General features: G+C 66.9%; 10 protein-coding genes and 3 rRNA genes. 11 read left to right on the forward strand and 2 right to left on the reverse strand.

From position 1 onward, the window contains the following. Window positions 1-300 precede the first annotated feature (300 nt). The 4 genes from GWK25_RS14870 to GWK25_RS14885 all read left to right on the forward strand — a co-directional run bounded on the left by GWK25_RS14870 (window position 301) and on the right by GWK25_RS14885 (window position 7,708). Window positions 301-1,826, forward strand: a 16S ribosomal RNA gene (locus GWK25_RS14870). A gap of 301 nt (window positions 1,827-2,127) precedes the next feature. After that, window positions 2,128-5,251: ribosomal RNA gene (locus GWK25_RS14875) — 23S ribosomal RNA — on the forward strand. 95 nt (window positions 5,252-5,346) lie between these two features. After that, a 5S ribosomal RNA gene (gene rrf / locus GWK25_RS14880) occupies window positions 5,347-5,463 on the forward strand. Together the 16S, 23S and 5S rRNA genes form the textbook arrangement of a ribosomal RNA operon. 1,375 nt (window positions 5,464-6,838) lie before the next feature. Further along, window positions 6,839-7,708, forward strand: coding sequence for a tetratricopeptide repeat protein (locus GWK25_RS14885; RefSeq protein ID WP_251829805.1), 870 nt, complete (start codon window positions 6,839-6,841; stop codon window positions 7,706-7,708). A gap of 110 nt (window positions 7,709-7,818) precedes the next feature. Here GWK25_RS14885 and GWK25_RS14890 read toward each other — a convergent pair whose 3' ends face one another. Beyond that, window positions 7,819-9,111, reverse strand: a complete 1,293-nt coding sequence (locus GWK25_RS14890; protein ID WP_215450709.1) for a DUF1015 family protein — start codon at window positions 9,109-9,111, stop codon at window positions 7,819-7,821. Between the two features lie 134 nt (window positions 9,112-9,245). Here GWK25_RS14890 and GWK25_RS14895 point away from each other — a divergent pair, with 134 nt between their 5' ends. From GWK25_RS14895 to GWK25_RS14910, 4 genes are all read left to right on the forward strand, one after another. Then, entirely contained in the window at window positions 9,246-10,274 is a 1,029-nt protein-coding gene (locus tag GWK25_RS14895; protein ID WP_215450710.1) for an HAD hydrolase-like protein, read from the forward strand. Window positions 10,275-10,408: 134 nt separating this feature from the next. Beyond that, entirely contained in the window at window positions 10,409-11,452 is a 1,044-nt protein-coding gene (locus GWK25_RS14900; protein ID WP_215450711.1) for an iron ABC transporter permease, read from the forward strand. 29 nt (window positions 11,453-11,481) lie between these two features. Beyond that, complete coding sequence (locus GWK25_RS14905; protein WP_215450712.1) at window positions 11,482-12,531, forward strand: iron chelate uptake ABC transporter family permease subunit; 1,050 nt, start codon at window positions 11,482-11,484, stop codon at window positions 12,529-12,531. A 13-nt stretch (window positions 12,532-12,544) separates the two neighbouring features. Then, on the forward strand, window positions 12,545-13,432 hold the full coding sequence (locus GWK25_RS14910) for an ABC transporter ATP-binding protein (RefSeq protein WP_215450713.1): 888 nt from the start codon (window positions 12,545-12,547) through the stop codon (window positions 13,430-13,432). Here GWK25_RS14910 and GWK25_RS14915 read toward each other — a convergent pair. Beyond that, window positions 13,416-13,763 (reverse strand): SCP2 sterol-binding domain-containing protein, encoded by a 348-nt coding sequence (locus tag GWK25_RS14915; protein ID WP_215450714.1) that lies wholly within the window; start codon window positions 13,761-13,763, stop codon window positions 13,416-13,418. The genes GWK25_RS14910 and GWK25_RS14915 overlap by 17 nt on opposite strands. 42 nt (window positions 13,764-13,805) lie before the next feature. On the opposite strand from GWK25_RS14915, the gene GWK25_RS14920 reads away from it, so the two are divergent. The 3 genes from GWK25_RS14920 to GWK25_RS14930 are packed head-to-tail and all read left to right on the forward strand — an operon-like array spanning window position 13,806 to window position 15,833. Further along, window positions 13,806-14,108, forward strand: a complete 303-nt coding sequence (locus tag GWK25_RS14920; protein ID WP_215450715.1) for a hypothetical protein — start codon at window positions 13,806-13,808, stop codon at window positions 14,106-14,108. Window positions 14,109-14,115: 7 nt separating this feature from the next. Next, window positions 14,116-14,931: a TlyA family RNA methyltransferase gene (locus GWK25_RS14925; protein WP_215450716.1), complete on the forward strand. Its 816-nt coding sequence runs from the start codon at window positions 14,116-14,118 to the stop codon at window positions 14,929-14,931. Next, entirely contained in the window at window positions 14,928-15,833 is a 906-nt protein-coding gene (locus GWK25_RS14930) for an NAD kinase (RefSeq protein ID WP_033528902.1), read from the forward strand. The genes GWK25_RS14925 and GWK25_RS14930 overlap by 4 nt, the downstream gene beginning before the upstream one ends. Window positions 15,834-15,958: the final 125 nt, after the last annotated feature.

Raw genomic sequence — 15,958 nt, forward strand, 5'->3', positions numbered from 1 at the left:
GCCGACAGGGAATCGGATCGGAAAACGATCTGATAGAGTCGGAAACGCAAGACAGCAAGGCCGAAGGGAAACTGCCCGGAGGAAAGCCCGAGAGCAACTCGGGTGAGTACAAAGGAAGCGTCCGTTCCTTGAGAACTCAACAGCGTGCCAAAAATCAACGCCAGATATGTTGATACCCCGTCTCCAGCATCAGCTGGGACGAGGTTCCTTTGAAACAAACACAGCGAGGACGCTGTGAACCATCGGACTATTCCTCCGGTGGTTCCGCTCTCGTGGTTTGCACCCGATTACGGGTACACATTCACGGAGAGTTTGATCCTGGCTCAGGACGAACGCTGGCGGCGTGCTTAACACATGCAAGTCGAACGATGAACCACTTCGGTGGGGATTAGTGGCGAACGGGTGAGTAACACGTGGGCAATCTGCCCTTCACTCTGGGACAAGCCCTGGAAACGGGGTCTAATACCGGATACAACCACTAGGGGCATCTCTTGGTGGTGGAAAGCTCCGGCGGTGAAGGATGAGCCCGCGGCCTATCAGCTTGTTGGTGAGGTAACGGCTCACCAAGGCGACGACGGGTAGCCGGCCTGAGAGGGCGACCGGCCACACTGGGACTGAGACACGGCCCAGACTCCTACGGGAGGCAGCAGTGGGGAATATTGCACAATGGGCGAAAGCCTGATGCAGCGACGCCGCGTGAGGGATGACGGCCTTCGGGTTGTAAACCTCTTTCAGCAGGGAAGAAGCGAAAGTGACGGTACCTGCAGAAGAAGCGCCGGCTAACTACGTGCCAGCAGCCGCGGTAATACGTAGGGCGCGAGCGTTGTCCGGAATTATTGGGCGTAAAGAGCTCGTAGGCGGTCTGTCGCGTCGGATGTGAAAGCCCGGGGCTTAACCCCGGGTCTGCATTCGATACGGGCAGACTAGAGTGTGGTAGGGGAGATCGGAATTCCTGGTGTAGCGGTGAAATGCGCAGATATCAGGAGGAACACCGGTGGCGAAGGCGGATCTCTGGGCCATTACTGACGCTGAGGAGCGAAAGCGTGGGGAGCGAACAGGATTAGATACCCTGGTAGTCCACGCCGTAAACGGTGGGAACTAGGTGTTGGCGACATTCCACGTCGTCGGTGCCGCAGCTAACGCATTAAGTTCCCCGCCTGGGGAGTACGGCCGCAAGGCTAAAACTCAAAGGAATTGACGGGGGCCCGCACAAGCAGCGGAGCATGTGGCTTAATTCGACGCAACGCGAAGAACCTTACCAAGGCTTGACATACACCGGAAACGGCCAGAGATGGTCGCCCCCTTGTGGTCGGTGTACAGGTGGTGCATGGCTGTCGTCAGCTCGTGTCGTGAGATGTTGGGTTAAGTCCCGCAACGAGCGCAACCCTTGTTCTGTGTTGCCAGCATGCCCTTCGGGGTGATGGGGACTCACAGGAGACTGCCGGGGTCAACTCGGAGGAAGGTGGGGACGACGTCAAGTCATCATGCCCCTTATGTCTTGGGCTGCACACGTGCTACAATGGCAGGTACAATGAGCTGCGAAGCCGTGAGGCGGAGCGAATCTCAAAAAGCCTGTCTCAGTTCGGATTGGGGTCTGCAACTCGACCCCATGAAGTCGGAGTTGCTAGTAATCGCAGATCAGCAGTGCTGCGGTGAATACGTTCCCGGGCCTTGTACACACCGCCCGTCACGTCACGAAAGTCGGTAACACCCGAAGCCGGTGGCCCAACCCGCAAGGGAGGGAGCTGTCGAAGGTGGGACTGGCGATTGGGACGAAGTCGTAACAAGGTAGCCGTACCGGAAGGTGCGGCTGGATCACCTCCTTTCTAAGGAGCATCTAGATCTCGCAAGAGATCCAGGGCCACAACGTCGGCGAACGTCCGACGGTGGTTGCTCATGGGTGGAACGTTGATTATTCGGCCGGTTTCACGGGCCGGAGGCTGTTAGTACTGCTCGCAAGAGCGTGGAAAACATGATCTCCGGACGGAATCTGGTCGGGCACGCTGTTGGGTGTCTGAGGGAATGAACTTTCCTTCAGTTGCCGGCCCCGGTGAAGCACCATGTAGGTGGTGTGTGACGGGTGGTTGGTCGTTGTTTGAGAACTGCACAGTGGACGCGAGCATCTGTGGCCAAGTTTTTAAGGGCGCACGGTGGATGCCTTGGCACCAGGAACCGATGAAGGACGTGGGAGGCCACGATAGTCCCCGGGGAGTCGTCAACCAGGCTTTGATCCGGGGGTTTCCGAATGGGGAAACCCGGCAGTCGTCATGGGCTGTCACCCACTGCTGAACACATAGGCAGTGTGGAGGGAACGCGGGGAAGTGAAACATCTCAGTACCCGCAGGAAGAGAAAACAACCGTGATTCCGGGAGTAGTGGCGAGCGAAACTGGATGAGGCCAAACCGTATGCGTGTGAGACCCGGCAGGGGTTGCGTATACGGGGTTGTGGGATCTCTCTTCTGTTGTCTGCCGGCAACAGGACGAGTCAGAAACCGTTGATGTAGGCGAAGGACATGCGAAAGGTCCGGCGTAGAGGGTAAGACCCCCGTAGCTGAAACATCAGCGGCTCGTTTGAGAGACACCCAAGTAGCACGGGGCCCGAGAAATCCCGTGTGAATCTGGCGGGACCACCCGCTAAGCCTAAATATTCCCTGGTGACCGATAGCGGATAGTACCGTGAGGGAATGGTGAAAAGTACCGCGGGAGCGGAGTGAAATAGTACCTGAAACCGTGTGCCTACAAGCCGTGGGAGCGTCGGACATCAAGCTTGCTTGGTGTCTCGTGACTGCGTGCCTTTTGAAGAATGAGCCTGCGAGTTTGCGGTGTGTTGCGAGGTTAACCCGGGTGGGGTAGCCGTAGCGAAAGCGAGTCCGAATAGGGCGACTTTAGTAGCACGCTCAAGACCCGAAGCGGAGTGATCTAGCCATGGGCAGGTTGAAGCGGAGGTAAGACTTCGTGGAGGACCGAACCCACCAGGGTTGAAAACCTGGGGGATGACCTGTGGTTAGGGGTGAAAGGCCAATCAAACTCCGTGATAGCTGGTTCTCCCCGAAATGCATTTAGGTGCAGCGTCGTGTGTTTCTTGCCGGAGGTAGAGCACTGGATAGGCGATGGGCCCTACCGGGTTACTGACCTTAGCCAAACTCCGAATGCCGGTAAGTGAGAGCGCGGCAGTGAGACTGTGGGGGATAAGCTCCATGGTCGAGAGGGAAACAGCCCAGAGCATCGACTAAGGCCCCTAAGCGTACGCTAAGTGGGAAAGGATGTGGAGTCGCAGAGACAACCAGGAGGTTGGCTTAGAAGCAGCCACCCTTGAAAGAGTGCGTAATAGCTCACTGGTCTAGTGATTCCGCGCCGACAATGTAGCGGGGCTCAAGCGTACCGCCGAAGTCGTGTCATTGCGATATATACCCCCAACGGGGATCGTGATGGGTAGGGGAGCGTCGTGTGCCGGGTGAAGCAGCCGTGTAAGCGAGTTGTGGACGGTTCACGAGTGAGAATGCAGGCATGAGTAGCGATACAAACGTGAGAAACGTTTGCGCCGATTGACCAAGGGTTCCTGGGTCAAGCTGATCTGCCCAGGGTAAGTCGGGACCTAAGGCGAGGCCGACAGGCGTAGTCGATGGATAACCGGTTGATATTCCGGTACCCGCTGTGAAGCGTCAAACATCGAACCAGGCGATGCTAAGTCCGTGAAGCCGTCCCGGATCCTTCGGGTGAAGGGGAGTGGTGGAGCCGACGAACCAGACTTGCAGTAGGTGAGTGATGGGGTGACGCAGGAAGGTAGTCCATCCCGGGCGGTGGTTGTCCCGGGGTAAGGGTGTAGGCCGTGCGATAGGTAAATCCGTCGCACTTGTGGCTGAGACCTGATGCCGAGCCGATTGTGGTGAAGTGGATGATCCTATGCTGTCGAGAAAAGCCTCTAGCGAGTTTCATGGCGGCCCGTACCCTAAACCGACTCAGGTGGTCTGGTAGAGAATACCGAGGCGTTCGGGTGAACTATGGTTAAGGAACTCGGCAAAATGCCCCCGTAACTTCGGGAGAAGGGGGGCCACACCTGGTGATAGCACTTGCTGCTTGAGCTGGGGGTGGCCGCAGAGACCAGCGAGAAGCGACTGTTTACTAAAAACACAGGTCCGTGCGAAGCCGTAAGGCGATGTATACGGACTGACGCCTGCCCGGTGCTGGAACGTTAAGGGGACCGGTTAGTCACTCTTCGGGGTGGCGAAGCTGAGAACTTAAGCGCCAGTAAACGGCGGTGGTAACTATAACCATCCTAAGGTAGCGAAATTCCTTGTCGGGTAAGTTCCGACCTGCACGAATGGCGTAACGACTTCTCGACTGTCTCAACCATAGGCCCGGTGAAATTGCACTACGAGTAAAGATGCTCGTTTCGCGCAGCAGGACGGAAAGACCCCGGGACCTTTACTACAGTTTGATATTGGTGTTCGGTTCGGCTTGTGTAGGATAGCTGGGAGACTGTGAAGCTCGGACGCCAGTTCGGGTGGAGTCGTCGTTGAAATACCAGTCTGGTCGTGCTGGATGTCTAACCCGGGTCCGTGATCCGGATCGGGGACAGTGTCTGATGGGTAGTTTAACTGGGGCGGTTGCCTCCCAAAGGGTAACGGAGGCGCCCAAAGGTTCCCTCAGCCTGGTTGGCAATCAGGTGGTGAGTGTAAGTGCACAAGGGAGCTTGACTGTGAGACCGACGGGTCGAGCAGGGACGAAAGTCGGGACTAGTGATCCGGCGGTGGCTTGTGGAAGCGCCGTCGCTCAACGGATAAAAGGTACCCCGGGGATAACAGGCTGATCTTCCCCAAGAGTCCATATCGACGGGATGGTTTGGCACCTCGATGTCGGCTCGTCGCATCCTGGGGCTGGAGTCGGTCCCAAGGGTTGGGCTGTTCGCCCATTAAAGCGGTACGCGAGCTGGGTTTAGAACGTCGTGAGACAGTTCGGTCCCTATCCGCTGCGCGCGCAGGAATATTGAGAAGGGCTGTCCCTAGTACGAGAGGACCGGGACGGACGAACCTCTGGTGTGCCAGTTGTTCTGCCAAGGGCATGGCTGGTTGGCTACGTTCGGGAGGGATAACCGCTGAAAGCATCTAAGCGGGAAGCCTGCTTCGAGATGAGTATTCCCACCCACTTGATGGGGTAAGGCTCCCAGTAGACGACTGGGTTGATAGGCCAGATATGGAAGCCTGGTAACGGGTGGAGTTGACTGGTACTAATAGGCCGAGGGCTTGTCCTCAGTTGCTCGCGTCCACTGTGTTGGTTCTGAAACCACGAACAACCCCATTTCTCATGGTCACGAGGGATGGTGCGGTATTCATAGTTTCATAGTGTTTCGGTGGTCATAGCGTGAGGGAAACGCCCGGTTACATTCCGAACCCGGAAGCTAAGCCTTACAGCGCCGATGGTACTGCAGGGGGGACCCTGTGGGAGAGTAGGACGCCGCCGAACAATCTTTGGAAAGGACCCCTGGTCCCAGCGTTCAGCTGGGACCAGGGGTCCTTTTGTTTCTAGAATGCTTGCAGTACCGAAGACAGGAGTCACCATGTCCACCAACTCTCCCGACGATCGACCGGAGCGCGACCAGCGGCGACGGGACAGTGGTGACCGTGGCGGCTATCGCGGTGGACCGCGCCGCGACAACGACCGGCGCGACAACGACCGTGGTGGTTACGGCCGACGTGACGATCGCCGTAGCGACGATCGCCGTGGTGACGACCGCCGTAGCGACGACCGCCGTGGTGACGACCGAGGCGGGTTCCGTCGCGATGAGCGCCGCGATGATCGTGGTGGCTTCCGTCGTGACGACAACCGTGGCGGTGGCTTCCGTGGCCGTGACGACCGTCGGGACGACCGCCGTGAGGGCGACCGGGGGTCTCGTCCCGCGTTCCGCCGTGACGACCGCCCCGGGGCGCCCCGTCGTGACGATCGGGATCGCGACCGTGGCTTCCGTCGTGACGGCGACCGGCCGGCCTTCCGTCGCGACGAGCGCCGTGACGACCGGCGTGACGACCGTCCCGCGTTCTCTCGTGACGACCGGCGTGACGACCGGCGGGACAGCGGGGACCGTGGTGATCGTGGCGGCTTCCGTCGTGACGACCGGGACCGTGGGTTCCGTCGGGACGACCGCCCGGCTCGTCCCGAGCGTCGTGAGGGTGACCGTCCCTCGTACCGTCGCGATGACGACCGCGGTGGTTTCCGTCGTGACGACAGCCGTGGTGAGCAGCGCGGCGGCGGCTTCCGCGGGCGCGACGACCGCGGCCGAGACGACCGCCGTGGAGACGACCGCGGTGGGCGTCCGCCCTTCCGGCGTGACGACCGTCGCGACGGTGACCGACCGCCTTTCCGGCGTGACGACCGTCGCGAAGACTTCCGCCGTGACGACCGCCGGGACAGTGATCGCGGTGACCGGCCGGCCTTCCGTCGCGACGAGCGCCGTGACGACCGGCGCGACGACCGTCCCGCGTTCTCTCGTGACGACCGTCGGGACGACCGCCCGGCTCGTCCCGAGCGTCGTGAGGGTGACCGTCCCTCGTACCGTCGCGATGACGACCGCGGTGGTTTCCGTCGTGACGACAGCCGTGGTGACCAGCGCGGCGGCGGCTTCCGCGGGCGCGACGACAGCCGTGGAGGTGAGCGCCCCGGCGGGTTCCGTGGACGCGACGATCGTGGCCGGGACGACCGGGGCCGTGGCCCCCGTCGGGACGACCGTGGGGGTCGGCCCGGTGGCTTCCGTGGCCGTGACGACCGGCGCGGCGGCGACGACCGGCGTGGCGGTGGGCGTTTCCGCGACGAGCGGGACCGGGACCGTGAGCCGATCAAGCGGCTGCCGATCCCGGAGGACGTCACCGGCGAGGAGATTGACAAGGACGTACGGCAGGAGCTCCAGAGCCTGCCGAAGACGCTCGCGGACGATGTCGCCAAGAACCTGGTGATGGTCGCGCGGCTCATCGACGAGGACCCCGAGGGGGCGTACGGCTACTCCAGGGTCGCGCTGCGGCTGGCCTCGCGTGTGGCGGCCGTGCGGGAAGCGGCCGGCTTCGCCGCGTACGCGAACCAGAAGTACAGCGAGGCGCTCGCGGAGTTCCGTGCGGCCCGGCGGATGACCGGCAACGTCGAGCTGTGGCCCGTCATGGCGGACTGCGAGCGTGGTCTCGGGCGGCCCGAGAAGGCGCTCGACATGGCCGGGGCGCCCGAGGTGCACAAGCTGGACAAGGCGGGCCAGGTCGAGATGCGGCTCGTCGCGGCCGGCGCTCGGCGTGACATGGACCAGCTCGACGCGGCCATCGTGACGCTGCAGAGCCCCGAGCTGGCCTCCAACTCCGTACAGCCGTGGACCGCGCGCCTGCGGTACGCCTACGCCGACGCGTTGCTCGCGGCCGGGCGTGAGGACGAGGCGCGGGAGTGGTTCGCCAAGGCCGTCGAGGCCGACAAGGACGGCAGCACGGACGCGTCGGACCGGTTGGCGGAGATGGACGGTGTCGAGTTCGTGGACGTCCTCGTCGAGGACGAGGACGAGGACGAGGACCGGGACGACAACGAGGCCGAGAATTCCGACGAGGACCACCGCGCTGACCGCGAGGACCTTGAGAACCGCCAGGACCACAAGGACCACAAGGACCACGAGGTTGTCGGGGGTGCCGACGTGAAGGACGCGGACGCGGACACGGACGCCGGTGTCGACGGCAAGGACTGACGTCCCGGGCAGACAGTGAAGGGCGGGATCCCGTGCAGGGGTCCCGCCCTTCTGTATGTCCGCTTGTATGTCCGATCGCCCGGCCCCCGGCCACCCCGGAAGCCGCCGCTTCAGAACTCCAGCGCGCGCAGGACCAGCCCCGACGCCGGCTTGGGGCCGAACGACGTGGACTTGCGGGGCATCGTGACGCCCTGGCGGGCCAGCTCGCGTACGACCTCCTCGCGGACCGGGTGCATGAGGACGGCCGTGCCGCCGGCGCGTTCGGCCTTCTCCACGGTCGCCGCCGTGTCGTGGATGTAGGCGACATGCGCCGGGGAGTCCTCGGGGATGCGCCAGACGTGGTCGAGGAGGGTGGCGTGCAGCACCGTCGCGTCCAGGGTGCGCCAGGCCGATGGGCGGTCGGCGGGGATCGTACGGGCGAGGAGGTCCGGGTCCGGGCGGTCGACGAGGTGGAAGGAACCGTCACCCGCGAGGACGAAGGCGTTGCCGGTGGCGGCCGCGTCCGCCAGAGCTTCGAGGGCCTCCGGGAGCGGGACATCGAGACGGCGCACGCGGAACAAGCCGTCCAGGGCGGTGAGGGCGGCCGGGAGCGGGAGTTGATGGAGGAGGCGGTGGATCGCCCGCACGCGCAGGGGGTAGCGGGCGGTGTCCACCAGCAGGACCAGGCCGTAGTCCCAGGGGCTCGGGGACGGGTGCTCCGAGCGGAGCCGGAGGTAGGTCGCCCAACGGTGGTGGCCGTCGGCTATCAGGGCCTGGTGGCGGGCCAGATCCGACTGGATCTCGGCGAGGTCGGCGGGGTCGGTGACTGCCCAGAGGCGATGGCTGAAGCCGTCCTCCGTGGTCGTGGCGAGGAGCGGGGCGCGTTCCGTGGTGCGTTCGACCACGGCTGTCGCTCCGGCCCCGGCGCCGTCCCCCCGGTACGTGAGCAGCAGGGGCTCCATGTTGGTGCCGGTCGCGCGCATCAGGGCAGCGCGGTCCGCGATGACGTGGGGGATGACGTCCTCGTGGGGGAGGACCACGCCGGCGGAGGGCTCGGAGAGGCGGAGGGCGCCTATGAGACCGCGTTGGAGGATGCTGCCGTCCGCCTGCTCGTACACGTAGAGACCGGGCTCGGCGTCGGCGGCGAGGACACCGTCGGCGAGCCAGCGGCGCAGTGTGTCGGCCGCCTGTTCGTCACGGGCGCCCGGGGTACTGCCCTGGGGGAGTATCAGGCGGACGATGTTGTGGGGATCGGCGGATTCGAGGTGGAGCAGACCGTCCGGCCGTACGACGACGTCGTACGGCGGTGATGTCACGGCGGCCAGGCTGCCGACCCGGTCGGGGTCGTAGCGAAGCCCCCGGAACGGGGTCAGTTCGAGGCCGCTGCGCGCCGGGATCTCCTCCGCGGGACCTGCGTAGTTCATTGATGCATCGTATGGGTGTCGGTGCCGTGAGGGATGATCGGGGAAAGTGACCTGACCGATTGTCGACCCACGGCCGCCCGACCCGGCCGCCGCGGCGACCGTCGGACGTCGGACCGAGCGAGGAGCGGAGCACGATGAGCCAGGCAGTCAGGACGCGGCCCGACGGCAGTGGGCAGGCCCTGAGCGAGGCGTACGACACGGCTCTGCTCGATCTGGACGGTGTGGTGTACGCGGGAGGGAGCGCGATCGCGTACGCCGTGGAGTCCCTGAGCACAGCGCGCGCCGGTGGTATGCACCTCGCGTACGTCACCAACAACGCGCTGCGGACGCCCGACACGGTGGCCGCGCATCTGACGGCCCTCGGCATACCGACCGAGGCCGGTGACGTCATCACCTCGGCGCAGGCCGTGGCCCGCCTGATCAGCGAGCAGCTGCCCGCCGGGGCGCGGGTGCTGGTCATCGGTGGTGAGGGGCTGCGCGTCGCGCTGCGCGAGCGGGGTCTGGAGCCGGTCGAGTCGGCGGACGACGATCCGGCGGCGGTGGTGCAGGGGTACGGCGGCCCCGAGCTGCCCTGGGGGCGGTTCGCGGAGGCCTGCTACGCCATCGCGCGCGGGGTGCCGTGGTTCGCGTCCAACACCGACCTGACGATCCCGAGCGCGCGCGGGATCGCGCCGGGCAACGGGGCGGCGGTGCAGGTGGTCCGGATCGCGACCGGCGCGGAGCCGCAGGTGGCGGGCAAGCCGCTGCCGCCGATGCACCGCGAGACGATCCTGCGCACCGGTGCCGAGCGGCCGTTGGTGGTCGGGGACCGGCTGGACACGGACATCGAGGGAGCGTTCAACGGCGGAGTCGACTCACTGCTGGTGCTGACCGGTGTCACCGACGGCGCACAGTTGCTGGCTGCGCCTCCGCAGCATCGGCCCACGTATGTCGACGCCGATCTGCGGGGCATGCTCACCGGGCAGCCTGAGGTCGTCGAGGCGGGCACCGGTTTCCGCTGCGGTGGCTGGACGGCCACGGCGGGACCGGACCGGCTGGAACTCGACGGTGAGGGTGGGGCCCTGGACGGGCTGCGCGCGCTGTGTGCGGCGGCCTGGACGGCGGCCGGCGAGGGCTCGTGCGAGCTGGACGGGGAGAAGGCGCTGGCCCGACTGGGACTGTGAGGGGCTCGATCGTCCCAGGCAGCCGCAGCCGCGCAGCCGCAGCCGCAGGTGAGCGCCGCAGTCCGCAGTCCGCGGCGTGTGCGGTGTTCGTGGACGGGATCGAGCCAAAAAGGAGGGTAGGCTAACCTAACCGGGTGTTGGTCGACAGTCCCCCTGAACCGAGCGCGGAGACCGCCCCCGCGCCACCGAATCGCCGGGCGGTACGAGCCGTCGGGCTTCTCGTGGCCCTCGTGATCCTCGCCCTGGTCGCCCTGGCGAGTATCGCGATCGGTGCGAAAGAACTCTCCCTCGAACAGGTCTGGCACGGCCTGTTCGAGGACACGGGGACGTACGGCGACGCCGTGGTCGGGGAGCGGATCTCGCGCACGCTCCTCGGACTGCTCGCCGGAGCCGCGCTCGGGTCGGCCGGTGCCGTCCTCCAGGCACTCACCCGGAACCCGCTCGCCGACCCGGGCCTGCTCGGCATCAACGCGGGCGCGTCCGCGGCCGTGGTCACCGCCATCACCTACTTCGGTGTCACCTCGCTGAGCGGGTACGTGTGGTTCGCGTTCGCCGGCGCCGCTCTGGTCGGGGCGCTGGTCTGGTTCCTCGGCGGGAGCCGTGGAGCGACGCCCGTGCGGCTGGCGCTCGCGGGCACGGCCATCAGTGCCGCGCTCTACGGCTACCTCCAGGCCGTGATGATCATGGACGACGCGGCACTCTCCAAGATGCGCTTCTGGACGGTCGGTTCACTCGCCTCGGCGACCGACGAGACCATCACCCAGGTGCTGCCGTTCCTGGCCGCCGGTACGGTCGTCGCGCTGCTGCTCGCCCGCCCGCTGAACGCGATGGCCATGGGCGACGACACCGCCCGCGCGCTCGGCGCCAACCTCAACCGCACCCGTGCCCTCTCCATGGCCGCCGCCACCGTGCTGTGCGGTGCCGCGACGGCGGCCTGCGGGCCGATCGTCTTCGTCGGGCTGATGGTCCCGCACGTCGTGCGGTCCTTCACCGGGCCCGACCTGCGCTGGATCCTGCCGTACGCGACCGTACTGTCGCCCGTGCTGCTGCTCGGCGCCGACGTGCTCGGGCGCATGGTGGCGCGGCCCGCGGAACTCCAGGTCGGCATCGTCACCGCGATCCTGGGCGGTCCGGTCTTCATCTTTCTCGTACGACGGCGGAGGACGGCCCAGCTGTGAAGACGCAGGCCACGAGGGAGACCCACGTCATGAACGAGCCCGCCGGGGGCGGCCGGGCGCTCCGCACGGCCGGCGGCCTGTCCGTCCGGCTGGACGTGCGGGCGTTCACGGTCGTCGTCCTGCTGCTGTTGGCGGCGCTGACCGCGAGCGTCGTCCTGATCGGGACCGGCGACTTCCCGATCCCGGCCGGCGACGTCCTGAGGACGCTGCTGGGCGACGGGGACGCGGGCCAGGAGTTCATCGTCAACGAGCTGCGGCTGCCCAGAGTTCTGGTCGGGCTCCTCGTCGGGGCCTCGCTCGGGCTCGGCGGGGCGCTGTTCCAGTCCGTCTCCCGCAACCCGCTGGGCAGTCCGGACGTGCTCGGCCTCTCCCAGGGCGCCACCGCCGGGGCCCTGGTCGTGATCGTGCTGTTCTCCGGCAGCGCGAACCAGGTCGCCCTCGGAGCGCTCGTCGGCGGTCTGGTCACCGGCATCGCGATCTATGTGCTGGCCTGGAAGCGGGGCGTGCACGGCTACCGGCTGGTGCTGGTCGGCATCGGTGTCTCCGCGATCGTCACGGCGGTCAACGGCTACCTGATCACCAAGGCCGACCTCGTCGACGCGGGCCGCGCGGTCGTCTGGATGACCGGCTCCCTCGACGGCCGTGACTGGGCCCAGGTCTGGCCGCTGCTGATCATGTGCGCGATCCTCGTCCCGCTGGTGCTCGGCAACGCACGCGGGCTGCGGATGATGGAGATGGGCGACGACGTGTCGTACGCCCTCGGGGTGAGCGTCGAGCGCGTACGGCTGCTGCTGATGGTGTCGGCCGTGCTGCTCACGGCCGGAGCCACCGCCGCCGCCGGGCCGGTCAGTTTCGTCGCCCTCACCGCGCCCCAGCTCGCCAAGCGGCTGACCCGTTACCCGGGCCCGAACCTGGTGCCCGCGATGTGCATGGGCGCGACTCTGCTGGTCGTCGCCGACCTGGCCTCGCAGCGGGCCTTCGGGGCCGACCGGCTGCCGGTCGGCGTGGTCACCGGCGTACTCGGTGGCGTCTATCTGCTGTGGCTGCTGGTCACCGAGCGGAAGGCCGGGCGGATATGAAGCCCGCGCGGACATGAACGACAACGACAGCGCGTCGGCGTACGCGAACGACAAGAGGAGCACCGTGAACCGCCTGTCCGCCGAGAACGTCACTCTCGCCTACGACCAGCGGGTCATCGCCGAACAGCTGTCGGTGGAGATTCCCGACAACTCGTTCACCGTGATCGTCGGCCCCAACGCCTGCGGCAAGTCCACGCTGCTGCGAGCCCTCTCCCGGATGCTGAAGCCGTCCCAGGGGCGGGTGCTGCTCGACGGACAGGTCATCCAGTCGATGCCCGCGAAGAAGGTCGCCCGGACGCTCGGGCTGCTGCCGCAGTCGTCGATCGCGCCCGACGGGATCACCGTCGGCGACCTGGTGGGCCGCGGCCGGTACCCGCACCAGGGGCTGCTGCGGCAGTGGTCGGCCGAGGACGAGCGGATCGTCCGGGAGTCCATGGAGTCGACCGGGGTCGCCGAGCTGGCCGACCGCTACGTCGACGAGCTGTCCGGCGGCCAGCGCCAGCGGGTCTGGATCGCCATGGCACTCGCCCAGCAGACCCCGCTGCTGCTGCTCGACGAGCCGACCACCTTCCTCGACATCCAGCACCAGATCGACGTGCTCGACCTGTGCGCCGAACTCCACGAGGAGCAGGGGCGCACGCTGGTCGCCGTGTTGCACGACCTCAACCACGCCGCCCGCTACGCCACCCACCTCATCGCCCTGCGCGGCGGCTCGGTGATCGCCGAGGGCGCCCCCTCCGAGACCGTCACCGCCGAGCTGGTCGAAAAGGTGTTCGGGCTGCGCTGCCGGGTCATCGACGACCCGGAGACGGGCACCCCCCTGGTGGTGCCGGCGGCGCGCAAGGCACGGTCCGGCGAGGCGGGGGCCGAGAAGGTGACGGCTGCTAGAGGAGCTTCCTGAGCTGGAGCAGGTCGCGGAAGCCTGCCTCCAGCTTCACCCGGCCCGAACCCCAGGCCTTGGCGAAGTTCAGTTCCCCGTCGACCAGGGCCACCAGGTCGTCGCCCGTCATCGCGAGGCGGATCTGCGCCTTCTCGACGGGCGGCCCCTGGAGGGTGTGGTGCACCTCGATCCGGCCCTCCCGCATCCGGCCCACGAAGGTGACGTCGAGATCCCTGATGTGGCAGCTCACCGAGCGGTCGAGGGCCGTCGCCTCGCGCACGTGTCCATCGGCGCCTGCCATGGTGTCCGAGAGCTTTTCGAGCGCGGCGCGGCACTCATCGATCGTTGCCATCGCGACCGACGGTACCCCAGAGCTTCGCGGTAGCGTCTGGGCATGAGCGACTCTTTGCCCGAGGTCGTGGCGCAGGCGGACGCGGCGGTTCCGGAGCCGCCGGACGAGGCCGGACCCGAGGACGACCCCGCCGCCCCGGCCCCGCTGGACGTGCCCCGCACCGCCACCGGCCACCCCGAGGTCGACACGGCCCTCGACCGGCTGGCCGACGCCGACCACCTCGCCACCGACGGCCATGTGGAGGTGTACGAGGATGTACACCGGGGGCTGCGCGACGCGCTCACCGCGCTCGACGCCCGCCCGGGACCTCCGGTGCCCCCGCGGACCCACGAAAGCAGGAGCTGAACCGAACGTGGCAGGAGTCGCACGCCGTCGTCTGGACGCCGAACTGGTCCGGCGGAAGCTCGCGCGGTCGCGTGAGCACGCGAGCCAGCTGATCGCCGCCGGTCGGGTCACCGTCGGCAGGACCGTCGCGACCAAGTCCGCCACCCAGGTGGAGACCGCTGCCGCCATCGTGGTCGTGAGCGACGACAGCGACCCCGAGTACGTGTCCCGGGGCGGCCACAAGCTCGCGGGCGCGCTGGAGGTCTTCGTCCCGCAGGGGCTGGCCGTCGAGGGGCGGAGGGCGCTGGACGCCGGAGCCTCCACCGGCGGGTTCACCGACGTACTGCTGCGGGCCGGGGCCGCGCACGTCGTCGCCGTGGACGTGGGATACGGACAACTCGCCTGGACCTTGCAGAGCGATGAACGCGTCACCGTCAAGGACCGTACGAACGTACGCGAGTTGACGCTCGAAGCGATCGATGGGGAGCCTGTGGATCTTGTCGTGGGGGATCTGTCCTTCATCCCGCTCGGCCTGGTACTGCCCGCCCTGGTGCGGTGCGTGAAGCCGGATGCCGATCTGGTGATGATGGTCAAGCCGCAGTTCGAGGTGGGGAAGGAGCGGCTGGGCAGTGGGGGAGTCGTGCGGAGTCCGGAACTGCGCGCCGAGGCGGTGCGCGGGGTGGCCCGGCGGGCCGGGGAGCTGGGGCTCGGGGTGAAGGGTGTGACGGCCAGTCCGCTGCCCGGCCCCTCGGGCAATGTCGAGTACTTTCTGTGGCTGCGTGCCGGGGCTCCCGCGCTGGACCCGGCCGACGTCGACCGAGCAGTGGCGGAGGGCCCGCGGTGACTCAGGACCGATCTCGAACTGTCTTCCTGCTCACCCACACCGGGCGGCCGGCGGCGATCCGCAGTGCCGAACTCGTCGTCAAGGGGCTGCTGCACCACGGCATCGTCGTGCGCGTCCTGGAGTACGAGGCCGAGGACATCCCGCTGCCGGAGGAGGTGGAACTCGTCAAGGAGGCCACCCCGCAGTGCCTCGACGGGTGCGAGCTGCTCATCGTCCTCGGCGGTGACGGCACGCTGCTGCGCGGCGCCGAGTTCGCCCGCGCGTCCGGGGTGCCGATGCTGGGCGTCAACCTCGGCAGCGTCGGCTTCCTCGCGGAGGCCGAGCGGGACGACCTCGACAAGGTCGTCGACCGTGTGGTGACCAAGTCCTACGAGGTCGAGGAGCGGATGACCGTCGATGTGGTCGTCCACCAGAACGGGGACATCGTCCACACGGACTGGGCGCTCAACGAGGCGGCCGTGCAGAAGGCGGGCGCCGAGAAGCTGCTGGAAGTCGTCCTGGAGATCGACGGGCGGCCGGTGACCGGGTTCGGGTGCGACGGCATCGTGCTGTCGACGCCGACCGGGTCGACGGCGTACGCGTTCTCGGCGGGCGGGCCCGTGGTGTGGCCCGAGGTCGAGGCACTGCTGATGGTGCCGATCTCCGCGCACGCGCTGTTCGCCAAGCCGTTGGTGACCTCGCCGAACTCGGTGCTGGCGGTGGAGGTGCTGCCGCACATTCCGCCGGGCGTGCTGTGGTGCGACGGGCGGCGGACCGTCGAGCTGCCGCCGGGGGCGCGGGTGGAGGTGCGGCGGGGGGCGGTGCCGGTGCGGTTGGCCCGGCTGCACCACGCTTCGTTCACCGACCGGCTGGTGGCCAAGTTCGCGCTGCCCGTTTCCGGGTGGCGGGGGGCTCGGCACTAGCGCGGTGTGGGGGACGGCGGGACGCGTCGGCGGCTGCGGGGCGTCGGTGGCTGGTCGCGCCCACGCGGCGCAGCCGCATACCGACACAGCCTCGCGCCCCTGAAAGAGCGCGTTGTACCCCCCGG

Origin of the sequence: Streptomyces sp. ATCC 21386, from assembly GCF_018728545.1 — a bacterium.
In the GTDB taxonomy this organism is placed as follows: domain Bacteria; phylum Actinomycetota; class Actinomycetes; order Streptomycetales; family Streptomycetaceae; genus Streptomyces.

Excerpts from the sequence above, each read along its gene's own strand:
- GWK25_RS14890 (WP_215450709.1), bottom strand. The coding sequence starts at position 9,111 with ATGAACTACGCAGGTCCCGCGGAGGAGATCCCGGCGCGCAGCGGCCTC.
- GWK25_RS14895 (WP_215450710.1), top strand. The coding sequence starts at position 9,246 with ATGAGCCAGGCAGTCAGGACGCGGCCCGACGGCAGTGGGCAGGCCCTG.
- GWK25_RS14905 (WP_215450712.1), top strand. The coding sequence starts at position 11,482 with ATGAACGAGCCCGCCGGGGGCGGCCGGGCGCTCCGCACGGCCGGCGGC.
- GWK25_RS14910 (WP_215450713.1), top strand. The coding sequence starts at position 12,545 with ATGAACGACAACGACAGCGCGTCGGCGTACGCGAACGACAAGAGGAGC.
- GWK25_RS14915 (WP_215450714.1), bottom strand. The coding sequence starts at position 13,763 with ATGGCAACGATCGATGAGTGCCGCGCCGCGCTCGAAAAGCTCTCGGAC.
- GWK25_RS14920 (WP_215450715.1), top strand. The coding sequence starts at position 13,806 with ATGAGCGACTCTTTGCCCGAGGTCGTGGCGCAGGCGGACGCGGCGGTT.